The organism is Dysgonomonas sp. Marseille-P4677, from assembly GCF_016652235.1.
GTDB lineage: Bacteria > Bacteroidota > Bacteroidia > Bacteroidales > Dysgonomonadaceae > Dysgonomonas.
Map to the genome: position 1 here is coordinate 24,307 of NZ_JAEPKU010000013.1, position 16,102 is coordinate 40,408.

General features: G+C 37.3%; 16 protein-coding genes and 1 tRNA gene. 13 read left to right on the forward strand and 4 right to left on the reverse strand.

All coding sequences use genetic code 11. The features are described 5' to 3' along the window. Window positions 1-40 precede the first annotated feature (40 nt). From JGH11_RS04610 to JGH11_RS04660, 12 genes are all read left to right on the forward strand, one after another. Window positions 41-496, forward strand: coding sequence for a hypothetical protein (locus JGH11_RS04610; RefSeq protein WP_201110398.1), 456 nt, complete (start codon window positions 41-43; stop codon window positions 494-496). 4 nt (window positions 497-500) lie between these two features. Then, window positions 501-962, forward strand: coding sequence for a hypothetical protein (locus tag JGH11_RS04615; protein ID WP_201110399.1), 462 nt, complete (start codon window positions 501-503; stop codon window positions 960-962). A gap of 373 nt (window positions 963-1,335) precedes the next feature. Then, a complete protein-coding gene (locus tag JGH11_RS04620; RefSeq protein WP_201110400.1) occupies window positions 1,336-1,578 on the forward strand; it encodes a hypothetical protein in 243 nt (80 codons plus the stop codon). Next, on the forward strand, window positions 1,575-1,784 hold the full coding sequence (locus JGH11_RS04625) for a hypothetical protein (protein ID WP_201110401.1): 210 nt from the start codon (window positions 1,575-1,577) through the stop codon (window positions 1,782-1,784). The genes JGH11_RS04620 and JGH11_RS04625 overlap by 4 nt, the downstream gene beginning before the upstream one ends. 5 nt (window positions 1,785-1,789) lie before the next feature. Next, window positions 1,790-1,912 carry a hypothetical protein gene (locus JGH11_RS20445; protein ID WP_255561574.1) on the forward strand — a complete coding sequence of 41 codons (123 nt, stop codon included), beginning with the start codon at window positions 1,790-1,792 and terminating at the stop codon, window positions 1,910-1,912. 101 nt (window positions 1,913-2,013) lie between these two features. Then, the gene (locus JGH11_RS04630; RefSeq protein ID WP_201110402.1) at window positions 2,014-2,538 is read left to right on the forward strand and encodes a hypothetical protein; all 525 of its coding nucleotides are present in this window, start codon (window positions 2,014-2,016) and stop codon (window positions 2,536-2,538) included. Then, window positions 2,498-3,118, forward strand: coding sequence for an N-acetylmuramoyl-L-alanine amidase (locus tag JGH11_RS04635; RefSeq protein ID WP_201110403.1), 621 nt, complete (start codon window positions 2,498-2,500; stop codon window positions 3,116-3,118). The genes JGH11_RS04630 and JGH11_RS04635 overlap by 41 nt, the downstream gene beginning before the upstream one ends. Then, complete coding sequence (locus JGH11_RS04640) at window positions 3,115-3,600, forward strand: hypothetical protein (RefSeq protein ID WP_201110404.1); 486 nt, start codon at window positions 3,115-3,117, stop codon at window positions 3,598-3,600. The genes JGH11_RS04635 and JGH11_RS04640 overlap by 4 nt, the downstream gene beginning before the upstream one ends. 4 nt (window positions 3,601-3,604) lie before the next feature. Continuing rightward, entirely contained in the window at window positions 3,605-3,829 is a 225-nt protein-coding gene (locus JGH11_RS04645) for a hypothetical protein (protein ID WP_201110405.1), read from the forward strand. Next, window positions 3,826-5,031 (forward strand): hypothetical protein, encoded by a 1,206-nt coding sequence (locus JGH11_RS04650; protein ID WP_201110406.1) that lies wholly within the window; start codon window positions 3,826-3,828, stop codon window positions 5,029-5,031. Before JGH11_RS04645 ends, JGH11_RS04650 begins: the two co-directional genes overlap by 4 nt. A gap of 8 nt (window positions 5,032-5,039) precedes the next feature. Next, a complete protein-coding gene (locus JGH11_RS04655) occupies window positions 5,040-10,772 on the forward strand; it encodes a hypothetical protein (protein ID WP_201110407.1) in 5,733 nt (1,910 codons plus the stop codon). A gap of 18 nt (window positions 10,773-10,790) precedes the next feature. Beyond that, a complete protein-coding gene (locus JGH11_RS04660; protein ID WP_201110408.1) occupies window positions 10,791-11,024 on the forward strand; it encodes a hypothetical protein in 234 nt (77 codons plus the stop codon). Window positions 11,025-11,062: 38 nt separating this feature from the next. Here JGH11_RS04660 and JGH11_RS04665 read toward each other — a convergent pair whose 3' ends face one another. The 3 genes from JGH11_RS04665 to JGH11_RS04675 all read right to left on the reverse strand — a co-directional run bounded on the left by JGH11_RS04665 (window position 11,063) and on the right by JGH11_RS04675 (window position 14,090). After that, window positions 11,063-12,241, reverse strand: coding sequence for a site-specific integrase (locus JGH11_RS04665; protein ID WP_201110409.1), 1,179 nt, complete (start codon window positions 12,239-12,241; stop codon window positions 11,063-11,065). Between the two features lie 140 nt (window positions 12,242-12,381). Further along, window positions 12,382-12,453: transfer RNA gene (locus JGH11_RS04670), tRNA-Met, on the reverse strand. Window positions 12,454-12,578: 125 nt separating this feature from the next. Continuing rightward, window positions 12,579-14,090, reverse strand: coding sequence for a DUF3078 domain-containing protein (locus JGH11_RS04675; protein ID WP_201110410.1), 1,512 nt, complete (start codon window positions 14,088-14,090; stop codon window positions 12,579-12,581). Window positions 14,091-14,378: 288 nt separating this feature from the next. Here JGH11_RS04675 and aroC point away from each other — a divergent pair, with 288 nt between their 5' ends. After that, complete coding sequence (aroC, locus tag JGH11_RS04680; protein WP_201110411.1) at window positions 14,379-15,455, forward strand: chorismate synthase; 1,077 nt, start codon at window positions 14,379-14,381, stop codon at window positions 15,453-15,455. Between the two features lie 31 nt (window positions 15,456-15,486). Here the strand turns inward: aroC and JGH11_RS04685 are convergent, their stop codons facing one another. Further along, on the reverse strand, window positions 15,487-15,903 hold the full coding sequence (locus JGH11_RS04685; protein ID WP_201110412.1) for a hypothetical protein: 417 nt from the start codon (window positions 15,901-15,903) through the stop codon (window positions 15,487-15,489). Window positions 15,904-16,102 lie beyond the last annotated feature (199 nt).

Here is a 16,102-nt window from a genome sequence, read left to right on the forward strand (position 1 = left end):
TTATGCTATATTTACACCTTAATATTAACAAAACTATTTTATGAAAAACTATTCTATTCTTTTACTTTTTTGTTTTCTTTTTGCATGTGACAGTGATAAGGAAGAGACAGATGAAGATATAATAAAAAGATACAATGAGTATTTAATTGGAATATGGGTACCCACTTTTGATGGGCAATCCTATTCCGGTAATACTATAGATATTTACCGTTCAGACAAGACAGCAACTTTTCATGCAATAGAAAGTTATAAGGATGGAATTTATAAAGTTATATCGACTAATAACGTTTTTAATGCCCAAGTAGGTAGGACTTCGACCGGAGCTTTAAAAGTTTACTATGACTATTATAGTAAAGATAGCCATGGCAATCAGGCTGTCTATGGTGGAGAGATAGATCTTTACTCAATAACTAATGAAACTATAGAATATTATGATCCATATTTAAGGAAAAGAGAGGTTTATCAAAAAGTACCTAGTATAAATATTGTAGAATAAAATTATGAAAAAAGTATTACTATCATTATTATTTATCCTTTTTATTATTTCTTCATGTGTTACTGTTAAGTTTAAATCATTTGAAGCAGTCGATTTTTGGGATTATACACCATTAATAAAGAAAGGTTTATTTGTAACCGAATCCAATTCTGTAAATTTTGATTATACAGCTATTGGCAGTGTGTATATAGAAATAAGAGCTGGAGAAGATAAAGACAAATCAAAAGCTGTAAAAAAAGAACAATATTTGGACTCAGATATATACATTCAGAAAAATAAACGTACTGTAGAATACACATCAGCAACAATAGATGATGCACTCAAAAAATTATCTAACCAATTGTCTGATGTCGGGGCAAACGGTATTATAAATCTTAAGATTTCTCAGGTGTCATCAATGCAAATATCTCCTGATACATATTATGGACCAGGTTATATTATAACTGGAATGGCTATAAAGAAATAAGAAATATAAAAAAGCGAGATTTTCTCGCTTTTTTTATTTCCCATCAGAAGTATACCTATAACAAAAGATTTTATATAAAAAAAATAATAATCACGAATAATTATTTCCTGTTCACGAATAATTATTACTATTTCCCAACATTTTATCTACTTTTTCCATATATTTGTAGTGTCAAACAATTTATAAGTTAGTGGTAGGCTAAGGTTCTGCCTAATTTTAGGCTTTTTTTATGCCTGTATTTTAAGATATTTATATAAAGGCGGTTGCCTGTTCCAACATTTTTTCGGTTCTACCGTTAACTTGTAATTGTTTGACGACACGGAACATGGCAGCCGTTCTTTTTTCTGCCTAAAACGTCAAACAATTACAAGTTATGAAAACAGAAAAAACAAAAGAAACCACAGAGCTAACCTTAGCAAGGCAAGGAGAATTATCCCTTCGGAAAGCTCAGAAAACAGTAAACTTTACACTCAAGGAAATGGCAGCCGGCCAAAAGTTGGATGCACAGATGCACATCGGCGACGGTGAAACTCTCTTTGTTTTTATTGCGAACGGTATTTGCGCCACACTGCATTTACAGGCATTCGACCCTGTTATGGAAGGAGGTATAGGATGAGTTCTAGATCAATTCAATTATCAGAAAATTCCATTAAGGCATTGAGTTATATTCAACAGAATTATAGTGATGTTATCGATCTGTTTTATCAGTTGGAGTCTTATATTATGAAAATAGAAAATGAAACAGTACCTGCAGAAGATACTTTACAAGCTATGAGAAATGTGAGAAAGTTGAATGAAATTGTTTCACCTTTAGAATTTTAATAACCATGACACAAAGTGAAGCACAAAGTCTGCTCGATATTCTCTACAGTGAGAAATCGACACCCGAAGAAAAAGAACTCGCTTATCGCCGTCTATCAGAGATGATATCAGTCTTACTACCTGATTAAAACATATTACGATATTTGAAAAGCCGTGCAAATCTGCACGGCTTTTTTTGTCCTTTCGTTTTCAGCTCGAAAGCTTGACTTTTGAATAAAAAACAAAAGTTATGCACCGAATTATCTCCTTTTTTGAGAAATTGTTAGAAGCGATATCCTCTGTTTTGAAAGGTATTTGGGTATTGATTGTAACTTCATTTACAAGCTTCTTCAACCCGATACACGATTTTCTTCTCGTGGTGTTTGTCTTGTTTATTCTCAATTTTTTGTATGGACTCATTTCCGACCTTGTACAAGGCAGCGATTTCAGTTTAAAGAAAGCATTCCAATCAATCTGGTATGTCGCGGGCTTCATGCTTTTGCTATTTATGACTTTCGGAATTGGTAAGAAAATGCACCTGGAGCATCAGTCCGTCATCAATTTTACTTCGTGGATAACATGGGTAGTGATCTATTTCTATGGAACAAACATTTTACGCAATTGGAATATTATACAGCCCAAAAACCAAGTCGTTTCCCTTCTCTACTGGGTTGCTTCAGTAAAATTCGTGGAAAAAATCAAATATCTGAATGAATATTTTAAAAATAAATCAAATGAAAAGACTCCTGATAATCCTGGATCCGGCACACGGTGAAGAAGTAGAAGGTAAACGTTCGCCTGATGGCCGTCATCGTGAATACAGATGGTCACGAGAAAGGCTCAAGCAAATAGAACTATTGCTTACAGCTTGCGGATACACTGTAGTTTGGACAAATACTACAGATGCCGAAATTGGCCTGACCAAACGTAAAAATGTAGCGACTCAGTTGGGCAAACAACATCCCGATCTGGTTCCGTTGTTAGTGTCCCTGCATAACGATGCTTCAGGTGTAACCCCCGAATGGAGGCAAGCCAGAGGTGTTAGCGTATGGACATCGAAAGGGCGTACAACCTCCGATATATTTGCTGACTATTTTATTCAGCGAATACAGGAATGGATGCCTGAAGTTCAACGCAGGATCTATTCCCCCACCTACCTCGATCGAGACTTTGAAAATGACTTCACCGTCCTGATGGGTGACTACTCGGCCCTCTTGATCGAATGTGGATTTCAGGACAACAGGGAAGATCTTTCATTACTTGAAGATCCGAAATTCTGTAAACGTATTGAAGACAGGATTGTAGACTCTATCGAAGATTGTGAGAATTATATAACTCAAAAACTCTCAAAATGAAAATTCATGTTCTTATATCTTTTATCATTTTATTTACTCTTATCGCATGCCGGAGTAATAAGAACCTTAACAAGGTTTCTGAGTTTGAATCGCAAACAGAAAGTATTGTTTCTTCCCAATCGAAAGACAGTACGGGCATCACAACCAACACCCGTGACAGTATATCGAATACCACCACCGAAAAACAATATATTCGAACAACCTGGTATCGACCTGACGGAACAATACAAAAAATACAAGAAGAAGGGCGGGATACTCGACAAGAAGGCCTGGCTGTTCGCCATACAGGATCATCTGCTATATCCCTGACTGAGCAAAAAGCTGATAGTACGCAGAAAACTACTGTAAAGGAGAACGAGACAGAGCAGCTTCAGTCAACGACCGATTCACGCTTAATACAAGGTTCAGACTGGCTGTGGATAGGCATTTTTGTTAGTATAGCCCTGTTCTGCACCTTTATTCTGATTAAAATAAAACGATAGAAAAATGAGAGATATTGTAAGTACTGAAGATATATCCGGTATGGACCGGCTCTTTGAAATATATAAGACATTGCCCGGAAATGAAGCTTCGACTGTTTCCGAATTTAATGATTTTATGAGTGTCAATTCTTCAGGCAGAGCTGTCTTTTTAAATACTTATTGCGACTATTCATTCATGAGGGTAGAGCGTACAACCATTCTTAAAGTGAAACCAAAAGAGGCAGAATGATTACCGATGTCACATATCCCAGAAAACATTGTTTTACCGGCAATCCCATCATAATAAAAGTAATGGCTAACACGGCCGATGATATTAATTTGATAATGGAAGTAGAATCGGAACCGGAAATAACCTTGTCTATTACACCATACACACCAAAGACACAATTCCTTTCGGAGGGCGAGTTTGATGTATCCGATATTCTGAATACCTATTTTGAGTCGTCAAAAGGTTCAATCACATCATTGGTGAATAACTTTAGAATCCATTACCGAATAACTATCGACGGGTATTCCGGTGGTATCTTTGAAGGCTATGCCTATAGAGGGGGAGTAAGTAATAAGAATTACACCCTTCTTAAATCGTGGGGCTTGGATATGTTCGATTACAGGCTTAATAGCTTAGAAAAAAGACAGTTCCTGTTTACTACCAGAACCAATCATAATAGTATCCGCCTGCGAGAAAGAGAACTCTATCCTTTTGTTTTCCTTCATCCGGGCAACCCCATTTCCTTTATATCTTCCAATGGACGTGTAATAACTTTGCCTTCAAAAGTGAAAGATTCTGTCTGTTCAATGAATATAGAAACAATCCGAAACATGTTTGTCAGCCTTTATAACGAACTACCGGCTTTCATTGCTGTACATGTCGACGGTAAATCTATTTTCAATATAACAATAACACCTAGCCAAATCGCTGAAGAACATGTGGTCCTTCGTTTTAGAAATTCATTAGGTGCTTATGAACAAATTGAAATAACAGGATCTTCCCTTTTTACATCTCAATTTTCAGAAGAAAGGACATGGCTTACTCCCCATCAAGACGGATACTATGAAGAATTACGTGACAGATTAGCCTCCAAAGAAGGTGTAAAAGTAGAAACCGGATATAAGAATAAAGATGAAATTGCACTATTGAAAGATCTATTGAAAAGTGACGAGATCTATTACATAGATTCTGGAATAAGCTACAATGAGGTTAACAATAGATGTCATGTTACTGCAGAGAAATTTGAACTTTTGAAAGTAAATACAACACCTAAATCAATTGCATTAACGATCCGTTTCGCCACAGAAGACATTTATGAATCACCAGATATCGTTCTGGAATATTCGACGGCCACATTCCAAAATCTTACGGCTCCCGGTAGCCCCGAGATCGAAGCTGATGGCTTTATTTATGATGATGATTATCCATTCTATGCAGAATAAAATAAAATATGGCAAAAAAATTTACAAGTAAAATAGGACTCCAGCCGGTCTATTCAACCAAAGATCCTAACGGAAACCCGGCAACTAAAGGTGAAAAATTTACTCAGATCACCCGTGACAACTATGAGCTGATAGAGGAAGAACTTGAAAATAAAGCGGATGAAGTAAACGAAACCGGAAAAGTCGTACGTACCTCTGATGGTACTGTAGATATATCAGATAAAGCGGACAAAACAAATGATGCCGGTGATTTTGTTGCCTATTCCAAAGATGGCAAAGCAATCACTCCGACCGATTTTGAAGCTGAGCTCAAGAAAAAAGCCGACGGCCTGTATGTCGATCAGGACAATAAGCTATGGCTCAAGTCCGGAGAGAATACAATCGGCACAGGCATTGAACTGCCTAAGAGTAGCGGTGGTGTTCCTAATGTATCTGAGATCAATGATAAATACGATTACACATCCAAGCAGGCAGCACGTATTGCGCTACCTGTTGATGATCGCAAAAAAGGTCAGGTGATCACCTATCAGCTTGCCTCCGGGGTATGGGTACTGGATCAGTTCAACGGTGATTCGCTCGGCTCATGGAATAATGACGGCAGCTGGAGAAGCTTTGTTAGCGAATCCGAACTCAAGGGTATAACAACGGATATCGAATCACTAAAGAACAACATTATCCGGATTGATACCAAAACGGAAAAGATACCCAGTGACTTCGATCTGGATGATGATAACAAGTTATATCTGATAACATCATCCGGTGAACGTATTAATGACGGAATACAATTGCCTGAGGGTGGCGGTGGCGGTTCAACGGATGGAGTCCTGATGAAATTGCGTATTGTCGGATTATCGACCATGACAGTAGGAGAAGATAAGGATGTATTTATAAAATACGATTTTACTTCTATAGAAAGGGGCAGTGGAGATGCTACAGGACCCGGTACTTATTCCATCAGCGTAAATGGCATAAACGTCGCCAATGGAGCTGCTAACCAAGGTGAAAATACATTCAATCTGAAAGGATTGATATTTCTGGGTTCGAATATCGTGGTTGTGCGTGTAATCGACAATGAAGGTACTGCCAAAAAAGTAACCTGGAATATCCAGGTAGCGGCTTTATCCCTGACATCGACCTTTGCCGATGATACCGTTTACAATACCAATCCTGTATTGTTCCGCTATACCCCGATAGGAATAGGCAATAAAACGATCCGTTTCTTTCTCGATGGTACCGAACTAAGTCCTGATCAAACCGAAACCTCAGGGCGTCAAATGACCAAAAACCTTACCGGATTGACAAACGGCAGCCATACGATCAGGGCTATTGCTGAAAGTACAGTTGCCGGCAGTGCATTGACAAGTAACGAATTGTATTATGAGTTTATCTATGCCGATGCTGCGGCCAATAAGCCTGTAATAGCCCTGTCTTATAATAAAACAGAGGTAGAACAATTCTCAATGATCGATATCCCTTTCTTAATCTATAATCCGGCAGGCCCTACAGCCGGTGTTACCATACGAGTCAACGGACAATTAGTTTCTCAACTGACCGTTCCACGGACAAAACAGAACTTTACCTATCAGGCAAATACTGAAGGTCCGTTGGCGATTGTGTTTACCTGTGGAGCTATAAGCAAAACGCTGAACATAACGGTGAATAAATCAGGATTCGATATCCGGGAAGAATTGTCCGATCTGGAATATAAAGCTTTTGCTGTGGGTAAATCCAATTCAGGAAACGATCGTGATAATTGGAATTATAACGGACATGCATCACGCTTCACCGGCTTCTCGTGGGCCGATGACGGATGGCAGAAAGATGCTGCGGGAAATAACTGTCTGAGACTGATCGGCGACAGTAAGGTTGAAATAGATATCCATCCTTTTACTAACGATATCCTCATTACAGGTGCAACGCTGACCGTTGAATATTCGACCAAACAGGTGACAGACGATCAATCCGTAATAATGTCGTCCGTTTTTTCGGGTATCGGTGTTGTATTTACCCCAACTTCTGTGACTTTACAATCGGCGCAATCTATCCTGACAACAAAATTTAATAGTGATGAAAAGATCTCTATTTCGATTGTAGTTCAAAAGCTATCCGAAAACAGGCTTGCTTATTTATTCGTGGACGGTGTAGCCTCGGGAACATTACAATATCCTGCCAGCGATAACTTTACCCAAAGTGCTCAGAAACCGTTTGAGCTGTCTACAGGAAACCGTTCCTGCCAGTTGCAAGTGTATGGTATAAGATGGTATAAGAACTCTTTGAACTTCGATCAGATATTAGGCAATTATATCTTCGATATTGAGAATCTGGAAGAAAAAATGATTGTTTATACCAGAAATCAGATTGTAGATGCTTATGGCAACATCGATTATAATAAAGCACTTCAGTTTTTGCCTTGCCTTACATATATCGGTGATGAACCTAGTTATAAAGGCGATAAAAAAATAAATGATATAATTTTCGAGGACCGGCAAAGACCGGCAAATTCATTTACGTCTATAGGTGCTCAGGTAGATGTACAGGGAACCTCCTCGCAGTTTTATCCACGTACAAATAAAAAGATAAAGCTCCAGAATGGCGTAACTTATACGGAAAGTGGATTGGAGTCGAGTAAATATCAACTCGAAGAAGGAGGTATTGCCGCAAGTGTACTTTGCGAAAAAGTTGATTTTGCCGAAAGTTCGGGGATGCACAATGTGGGAATGGCTAAACTCGTGGATCAAATGCTGAAAGAATATGGAATATTTACCCCGCCCCAGGAAACAAACCCGAAAGTGAGGGCCACAATCTATGGACGTGCGGTGTTGTCATTCCGTAAAGAGACAGCTTCTTCACAGGCTGTATTCAGAGGAAAAAGTAATCTTAATTTTGACAAGGCAGCCCTGGAGGTGTTCGGTTTTACAGCAGGATGCCAGTCATGGGAGTTTAAGAACAATACCTCAAAACTCTGTTTGTGGAAAAATGCCGACTTTTCAAACTGGAAAGATGATATTGAAGCCCGTTATCCCGAGGATTCGGAAGATATAAGCGACATCAGGGAGTTGTGGGAATGGGTGATATCATGTATCGGTAATCCCGATAAATTTAAAGCGGAATGTGATCTGCATTTCGATGTTCAGAACTTATTGTTCTACTACCTGCATACCGAACATTACGTGATGACCGACCAAAGAGCCAAGAATCAATTTGTAACTACCTATGGTAAGGTTGGGCGAACAGGGAAAAAAATATTCTGCTTTCTCGATTATGATAACGATACACTAGGACCTATCAATAACGAAGGGCGTACTGCTTTCTCTCCTTATGTCGAAGATATGGATCGGGTAAATACTTCTTACGTGTGGAACGGATGGGATAGTGAGCTTTGGAGGCTTGTCAGGGTAGCATATCCCGAAGAAATAAAGTCGATGTATCAGAATTTAAGACAAAGACAAATCCTGTCGCTATCAAGAACAATGGACGTTTTCCAAAAAGAACACGCTCTGAAATGGTGTGAGCTGGTTTATAACAAAGATGGGAAATTTAAGTACATAGATCCATTGGTAGAAGGATACTACGATTGGTCGAGTGGAAATCCTATACATAGATATACAAGCGAATTCATATATGCCTTGCAGGGAAGCCGTCTACGCTACGAATCCTGGTTCTTTAAAGAAAGGTTTGATTATATGGATAGTAAATACAATATCGGAAATCACAGAACTGATACCGTATCGATGCGTCTGTATACACCGACCGATTTGAATGGTCTGGCATCTGATCTTAACTTCAAGGTCACAATGTGTAAACCCGGTTATGTGCGAATCCTTTTCGGTTCGTATTTGACAACAGGAATCAGATGTGTTAAAGGAGAATCCTATCAGATAGATGCACCTACAGGTGTACAGCTGAATGATACTGAATGTGTCGTATATGGGGTTTCGGCCATAAAATCACTGGGTGATTTGTCCGGTAAATATATCGGAACAATAGATATCTCCAGAGCCTATACCCTTGAGGATGCAATTGTAGGAAGTACGGCTGTAGGGTATAAGAATACGAACCTTAAATCTTTTGGAACAGGAGCAAATGGTAAACTGCGGAAAGTAAACGTGGCGAATTGCCCGGATTTGAAACAAGCCCTCGATTTCAGCCAATGCTATTCGCTTGAAGAGATCGAAGCCAGAGGCTCCGGCATCACCGGTATTTCTCTTACACCGTCAGGTGTTTTGAAAAAAGCCTACTTGCCTGCTACGTTTGCAGCCATAGTTTTAAGAAACCAGCCTCATTTGGAAGTATATACACTGGAAGGTTATGCAAATGTGAATACGGTGATTATAGACAATGTTCCCGGTATTGATGGATATGCCCTGGTTAAGAATTGTATTAATACAGCAGGTTCGAAATTAACGAAGGTCAGGCTGATCGATATCAATGCTTCGGATACGAATTCGGCTATATTGAATGCCATCGCATCGATGACCGGAGAAGATGAAAACGGTATTCCGACAGATAAAGCCATCGTGACCGGAAAGATACATCTGCAGTCGATCACTCAGGGTGCTTTGGATCGGTTTAAGATAGCATTTCCAAATCTGACAATTACTTATTCAAACTTGCTACAAGTCATAGATTTTGAAGACAATATTGTTAAAATGCTCATGGTCGCTAATTATGATACTAATAAGGATGGGGAAATCAGTCCGAGTGAGGTGGCATTAGCAGAATTGCCGACCGGGTTACTTTCCGATTCGGGTGCTAAGTTATTTAGTGAAGCTCATTATTGGGGTGGTACTTCTGTTGTCGACCTATGTGATACTTTAAAATCAGCTAGCTTATTGACAGGTAAGACTACATTGAGAAATCTTAGTGAATTGAAGGAGGTTACTGTGCACCAAAGTGCAGAGGATACCTTAGATAAGACTCCGTTGCTATGGAGTTCGCAATCTGTAACTAATTGTTATACGATTGAAAAATGGAATCTGTCGGGGAGGTATTCCGAGAATAGTAAAAAAGGGGTTGTATTAGGGCGTGTAAATGCTGATTGGGGAATATATTACCAGTATTGCTATGCCCTTAGGGGTTATACGGATATCGTTATAGATGAGAATTGTGCTTTCGACGATACATACGAAAGTACTTACCCACATGGATCGGCTATTAAGTCTCTTACATTAAATTATTTAGCAGGATTGACGGTAGGCAATTTACCAAATCTGGTTACAGTAAATATAAATGGGTTTTCTAGACCGGCTACGATTCAGGCGATAACTCTACAAGCAAATAGATCATTTAGATATCTTAATATAGGAGGTATTGGCATTTTGGGTAATTTTAGACAAGCAGGTATTGCTAACGTAGGAAATACTAATCCAATAGAGATTATAATAGGCGATGGTATTTCAAGTGGTACAGGCACATCTTCTATAGGTCCGATTTGTGCGACAAGCAATACTGCTACCTATATTAATAAATGGACTAAGTTAGATTTGGGTAAAAATATTAATAGTACTATTGTGGTAGGGAGTCTGGGACATACAACTGGGCATAGAAATACAGCCTGTATCGGTACTCTTATCATACGTAATGAAAATAGTGTATTGCCACTAAGTTTTTCGCCGGGAGGTTGGTATTCCAATCTATTTGAAGCCGTTTATGTACCGGATAATCTAGTTGCGTCTTATAAAGCAGCAACCAATTGGAGTAATGCTTCTTCTGTAATTAAAGCTCTAAGTTTATTGGGATAAAATAAAAGAAATTGTAATATGAAAAATATCGAAAAAGCAGAAACAACTTATACACCTGAACCGGAAATTTCACCTACACCCGATCTAGCCGATCCGGGTGAAGGCAAAGGGTGGCGTAGAAAATCGGACGGATATATTTATATAGGTTCGGTCTATTTAGGAAAACTATTCTTTATAAATGGTAAACGTCTCGATGAACCGATAGATGAAAAACCCGAGGATTTCGAACTGGTAGATTTACTAGAAGGATGAAAGAAGTGAGCAGGATAGTATTTTATCCTGCTTCATTTTTAAAGCATACCATCATGTTTTATAATTAAAGGATTCGCTTTAATACGATCTTTCGGTGTATATTTATCGGTCATCTTGATATCTGAATGCCTGGCCTGATCCCTTACAGTCAATACATCATATCGTTGCAACATATCTGTAATACCGGTATCCTTTAATGAGTAGAATTGATATCTGTCTGGAAACTTCAGATTCTTACGTACATGGTAAGCCCAGTAATCCGTAAATTGTTTTTCGTGCTTCCGTTCAGTTCCAGGTCTGAAATCCTTCGAAAACAAATAATAGTGTCCGGGATTATCGAAAATACGAAGTTCTAACATTAAGTGGATGATTTTCTCTGGAAGAGTCACTGTTGCACTGTCTCCATTTTTTGCAATTTCTCCCGGAATAAATAACGTTTGATTCTGAATGTTGAAATAAGAGAGCTTCAAAAGGCTCATTTCTTTACGACGAACAAAACAATAGTGTAGAATATAACAAGCCAGTAAATAATACCGATTCTCTTTAGAGAGATAATCACATAGACGTATGATGTCATGTTCATCTATTATTGTTCTCTTTTTCTGTAAACGCTTAGTGCTTATGGGATTTATACCCTCGGACGGCTTTGATTTTAAATACTGTTTATCGACAAGGAACTGACTGAAGTTACTTGCAAATAACAGATAGTTATTTCTAGTTACAACGGAGCGTTGGAGTTCTTCATATATATAGTCCAAAAAATCAGAAATAAACTCCCTGTTAAACTGATAAATATATTCAATGGGGATGGTTTTGCTTTTATTCCAGTTTTCAATATTCTGCAATTGTGATTTGTAGGACCGATGCGTATCCTCTCTAAGTACCCCATCATCCAGGAGTTTCTTGATATATTTGCGGTAATGCTCGCAGGCTTCGGTAAATGTTTTATAAGCCTTTTCGTTTTCCACTTCAATCCATGGATTCCACCCTTTCTCCAGTTTGACCACAAGCCGCTTCATCAGGCCATCAGCATATTTACGACGGTCGCCAATCTTATCAATATGATTGAGCTTAATACGTTTTTGACGAAGTTTCTTCATCGCAGGATCGTATGCCCTGAACCCGACATACCACATTTTGCCTGTATAAAGCTTTGGATAAGAAAAGCCCTTTATTTCTTCTATAGCGGGATTTCCGTTTTTTTGAATTGTATCCATTTTTTTTTTACCCTCTCCGATTAGTAAGAAAGTGTAAAAAGGAACAAACTGTACTTTTTATATGTGTACCGTATCTGTGCCGGCTGAATATTGTAAAATGAAGAAAATCCTTTCTATGAAAGGATTTTCAGTATTCTCAGTTGCGGAGACCGGATTCGAACCGATGACCTCCAGGTTATGAGCCTGGCGAGCTACCACTGCTCCACCCCGCGATATTGTGAGTGCAAAAGTATGGAATAAACCATTACCTTCCAAATAAAATGATATAAATATGTGAATTTATTTTTCTAATTATGGCTAATTACGCTATACTAAGTGTATTAGCTCTTGCTTTTTTTTACCAGGTATAAGTGAGACCAAACCTGATCATCTGGTTATAATTGAAATATCCCCATGTTTTATCGTTATTTTTGTTAGCATAAGGAATGCCATCGTCATATTTCATATAAAAGTATAGGGTTGTTGAAAAATAATTATTCAAAGCAAAGTCAAGCGAACTTTCCCATTCTACATACACTTTTTCATAATTGGTAAAATATTTTACGCGCGATGCGAATTTTGTGTATCTGTTATGAGAATAAGATAAGTTTACGTTAAATGTAGATCCGAATTCAGTATTACTTCTTTTTCCTTCTTCAATACCGAATGATGTTGCAGGAATGCTATCGTCACGAACCCATTTATAATTGACTGATAATACGGATAAGTCGGCAGCTATATTAAATTTTCGGTATTTGCTTTTTTTAGAAACATTTTCTGTCGCATAGCGCATACCAACCCCCATGTTGGCTTCAAATGGAGAAAGAAAAGATCTTTGTTTTATTCTAACCTTGTCGTTAGTAAATTTTTGAAAAATAGGGGTTTTCATTTCTAAGTTTGCAGAATAGGACCATTTATTAAAGGCCTTGACACCAAAGTTGCTATATGTTCTAACATAGTCTTCAATAATATTGATTTTCCCTTTATTTTTATTTTCTTCTTTATCTTTATCATCTACAGATGTAATTTGTTTTAGCTGTAATCTCCATTCTACAAGGTTGTTAAATTCAATTTTATTTTTTTTATAATTGAAATTGAATTTTTGATTACTAAATAGGTCGAAATTATTATCACTTCCCCATCTCTCTGAATATGTATTATATGTGAGTTGTAGACGATGTTCACCGTTTCTTAACCAAAATACAGGTTTGATTCTTATTTTCTCTATCTCAGGAGTAAAGATACTGATAGCATCATCAGTAGATAATAGTTCCTTAAATGGATTTCTTTGCTCAACTACTTTTTCATCAATAACAGTGCTACCCTTAAATGCCAAAGCATTTAATTTGATTTTTTGAGGGTTATCCATATAGTATTCACGCCTCATATTTTGTATCTCCTCAATGCGTTTTAGTTTCGGCGCGAAGGTACTGTCAGGAGATATAAGATGAAACTCTTTAATGTCAGCAGCCTCTGTCTTGGTTGTAAAATCTAGATTTGTAGGTAATATTTTACCGTCAAAAACAACAGGTAGAAATGCTGGTTCAAAAATTACGGTATCTCGAAACGAAACATTATTTGAAAAGGGAGTCCATTCGGACGACATTATCAATAAGCCGTTCTCATCTCGGAGAGGTTGTAAATTTGCTTCTTGGATACTATTTGTAAAAACAGTATCTATCTTTAGAGGTGCAGAAAACCCAATTGTTGTATCTTTTATTGATAATTCTTTCAGCTTACTTCCAATATCTGTTATTTTGTTTAACAAACTATCCCTATTAGCCTGTATTTTATCTGAATTCTGGGCATTCAGGGAAGTAAACGCAAATAGTAGTATTGTCAGGTTGAAATAGAACTTATTCACTTTCATTTCACTTATCTTTTTTCGATAAAGAATATTCTATGGTTCAATTAATTTACAAATTTAGTAATTAAATATTAATTTTCATTTTAATTTATATTAAATAGCTTCTAGTTTACAAGCCCTTTATAAACATCTCTTAGTTTATAAAGCTAATTTTGTGTATTTGTCTTATTATTGAATATTTTCCCGTAAATTTGTAAGGTGCAATAATTAAATGATGGTGTTTTCACTCTGTCATTTCGCTAGTATTTATAAGAACAATGAAGGGTCAAAGCCCTATTCACATTATATTAGATGAATACATTTGGTAATATTTTCAGACTTACTTCCTATGGAGAATCTCATGGTGCAGCTATAGGTGGGGTTATAGACGGTTGTCCGGCAGGAATAACTGTAGATATGGATTTTATCCAGAACGAGCTGAACCGTCGTCGTCCGGGACAATCTAAGATAACAACACCGCGTAAAGAAGCGGATGAGGTGGAGTTTCTATCGGGGATTTATGAAGGTAAAACAACAGGGACTCCAATCGGTTTTGTTATTAGAAACAATAATCAACATTCTTCCGATTACGATAATTTGAAAGATATATATCGTCCTTCTCACGCTGATTATACATACACCCAGAAGTATGGTATACGCGATCATAGGGGAGGGGGGCGCTCGTCGGCGCGCGAAACTATAGCACGTTGCGTTGGTGGGGCTTTAGCTAAGCTAGCTCTTAAAGAACTAAAGATGGACATCGTAGCTTATACATCTCAGGTGGGTAATATAAGATTGACAAAAGCATATAATGAATATGATTTATCTCAAATAGAATCTACTCCGGTACGCTGTCCTGATACGGAAAAAGCATCTGAAATGATTTCTCTTATCGAAGAAGTAAAGTCAAAAGGAGACACAATAGGAGGTGTGATAACTTGCGTTGTTAAAGGTGTGCCTGTTGGTCTGGGTGAACCTGTCTTTGGAAAACTTCATGCAGCATTAGGTAGTGCTATGTTGGGTATCAATGCGGTGAAGGGATTTGAATATGGCGATGGATTCGATGTTAATCATCGAGGATCGGAAGTCAATGATGTCTTTTATAATGATAACGGGAAGATTAAAACTCAGACTAATCACTCCGGAGGAATTCAGGGAGGAATTTCGAATGGCCAGGATATATATTTTAGAGTTGCCTTCAAGCCTGTCGCAACTATTCTGATGCACCAGAATACTGTAAATAAAGATGGTGAAGATACGGATCTGAAAGCTCGTGGGCGTCATGATGCTTGTGTCTTGCCTCGTGCTGTACCTATCGTTGAGGCTATGGCAGCTATGACTATATTGGATTATTATTTGTTGAGTAAAATGAATAAAGCATTTTTGTAAACTATTCCAATAATTTTTGTCTTTCAGGTGATTATGGATTTACTACAACTTCTATTTTAATGTCTGATTTGGTGTTAGGGTATGAAAATTGTGAGATCTTATCCTTATAATTATTACTTATGATGAGGAGAGTTATTTTATCATTAGGTTGCTCTGATATAAATTCACATTTGCCTGTATTGCTTATTTTATGATGTTTGTTGGGGTATATATTTTTATCTCCAATTGTCAGGATACCATTTTTATCAATGATATATCCAGCTATGTCGCTGGTATAAATACCATAGTAGACAAATATGTCAGTATTGGTGTCAGCGAATAATAGTTCATTGTTTTCTATTTTATAGTATGATTCAATTTGAATGACATATTCTTTTTCAAACTCAAGTTCATTATTATTACAAGAGAATAAAAAGAATAATATTGATAAAATAAAAGTATTTTTCATATTAAGGGAGATTAAAAGTAAGTTTTTGTATAGATTGTCGTTTATCAACAAGAATCAAATGACATGTTTAGATCTTAAAATTATATAATAAATTTTAAATACAATCGTAAATTAACTTTTTTTATCTAAAAATTTAGATGGGTATTCAATGGGGGTATTAACATAAAAATATGAGGGTGTGTTAAAATCTAAACACACC

Excerpts from the sequence above, each read along its gene's own strand:
- JGH11_RS04610 (WP_201110398.1), top strand. The coding sequence starts at position 41 with ATGAAAAACTATTCTATTCTTTTACTTTTTTGTTTTCTTTTTGCATGT.
- JGH11_RS04615 (WP_201110399.1), top strand. The coding sequence starts at position 501 with ATGAAAAAAGTATTACTATCATTATTATTTATCCTTTTTATTATTTCT.
- JGH11_RS04620 (WP_201110400.1), top strand. The coding sequence starts at position 1,336 with ATGAAAACAGAAAAAACAAAAGAAACCACAGAGCTAACCTTAGCAAGG.
- JGH11_RS04625 (WP_201110401.1), top strand. The coding sequence starts at position 1,575 with ATGAGTTCTAGATCAATTCAATTATCAGAAAATTCCATTAAGGCATTG.
- JGH11_RS20445 (WP_255561574.1), top strand. The coding sequence starts at position 1,790 with ATGACACAAAGTGAAGCACAAAGTCTGCTCGATATTCTCTACAGTGAG.
- JGH11_RS04630 (WP_201110402.1), top strand. The coding sequence starts at position 2,014 with ATGCACCGAATTATCTCCTTTTTTGAGAAATTGTTAGAAGCGATATCC.
- JGH11_RS04635 (WP_201110403.1), top strand. The coding sequence starts at position 2,498 with ATGAAAAGACTCCTGATAATCCTGGATCCGGCACACGGTGAAGAAGTA.
- JGH11_RS04640 (WP_201110404.1), top strand. The coding sequence starts at position 3,115 with ATGAAAATTCATGTTCTTATATCTTTTATCATTTTATTTACTCTTATC.
- JGH11_RS04645 (WP_201110405.1), top strand. The coding sequence starts at position 3,605 with ATGAGAGATATTGTAAGTACTGAAGATATATCCGGTATGGACCGGCTC.
- JGH11_RS04650 (WP_201110406.1), top strand. The coding sequence starts at position 3,826 with ATGATTACCGATGTCACATATCCCAGAAAACATTGTTTTACCGGCAAT.
- JGH11_RS04655 (WP_201110407.1), top strand. The coding sequence starts at position 5,040 with ATGGCAAAAAAATTTACAAGTAAAATAGGACTCCAGCCGGTCTATTCA.
- JGH11_RS04660 (WP_201110408.1), top strand. The coding sequence starts at position 10,791 with ATGAAAAATATCGAAAAAGCAGAAACAACTTATACACCTGAACCGGAA.
- JGH11_RS04665 (WP_201110409.1), bottom strand. The coding sequence starts at position 12,241 with ATGGATACAATTCAAAAAAACGGAAATCCCGCTATAGAAGAAATAAAG.
- JGH11_RS04675 (WP_201110410.1), bottom strand. The coding sequence starts at position 14,090 with ATGAAAGTGAATAAGTTCTATTTCAACCTGACAATACTACTATTTGCG.
- aroC (WP_201110411.1), top strand. The coding sequence starts at position 14,379 with ATGAATACATTTGGTAATATTTTCAGACTTACTTCCTATGGAGAATCT.
- JGH11_RS04685 (WP_201110412.1), bottom strand. The coding sequence starts at position 15,903 with ATGAAAAATACTTTTATTTTATCAATATTATTCTTTTTATTCTCTTGT.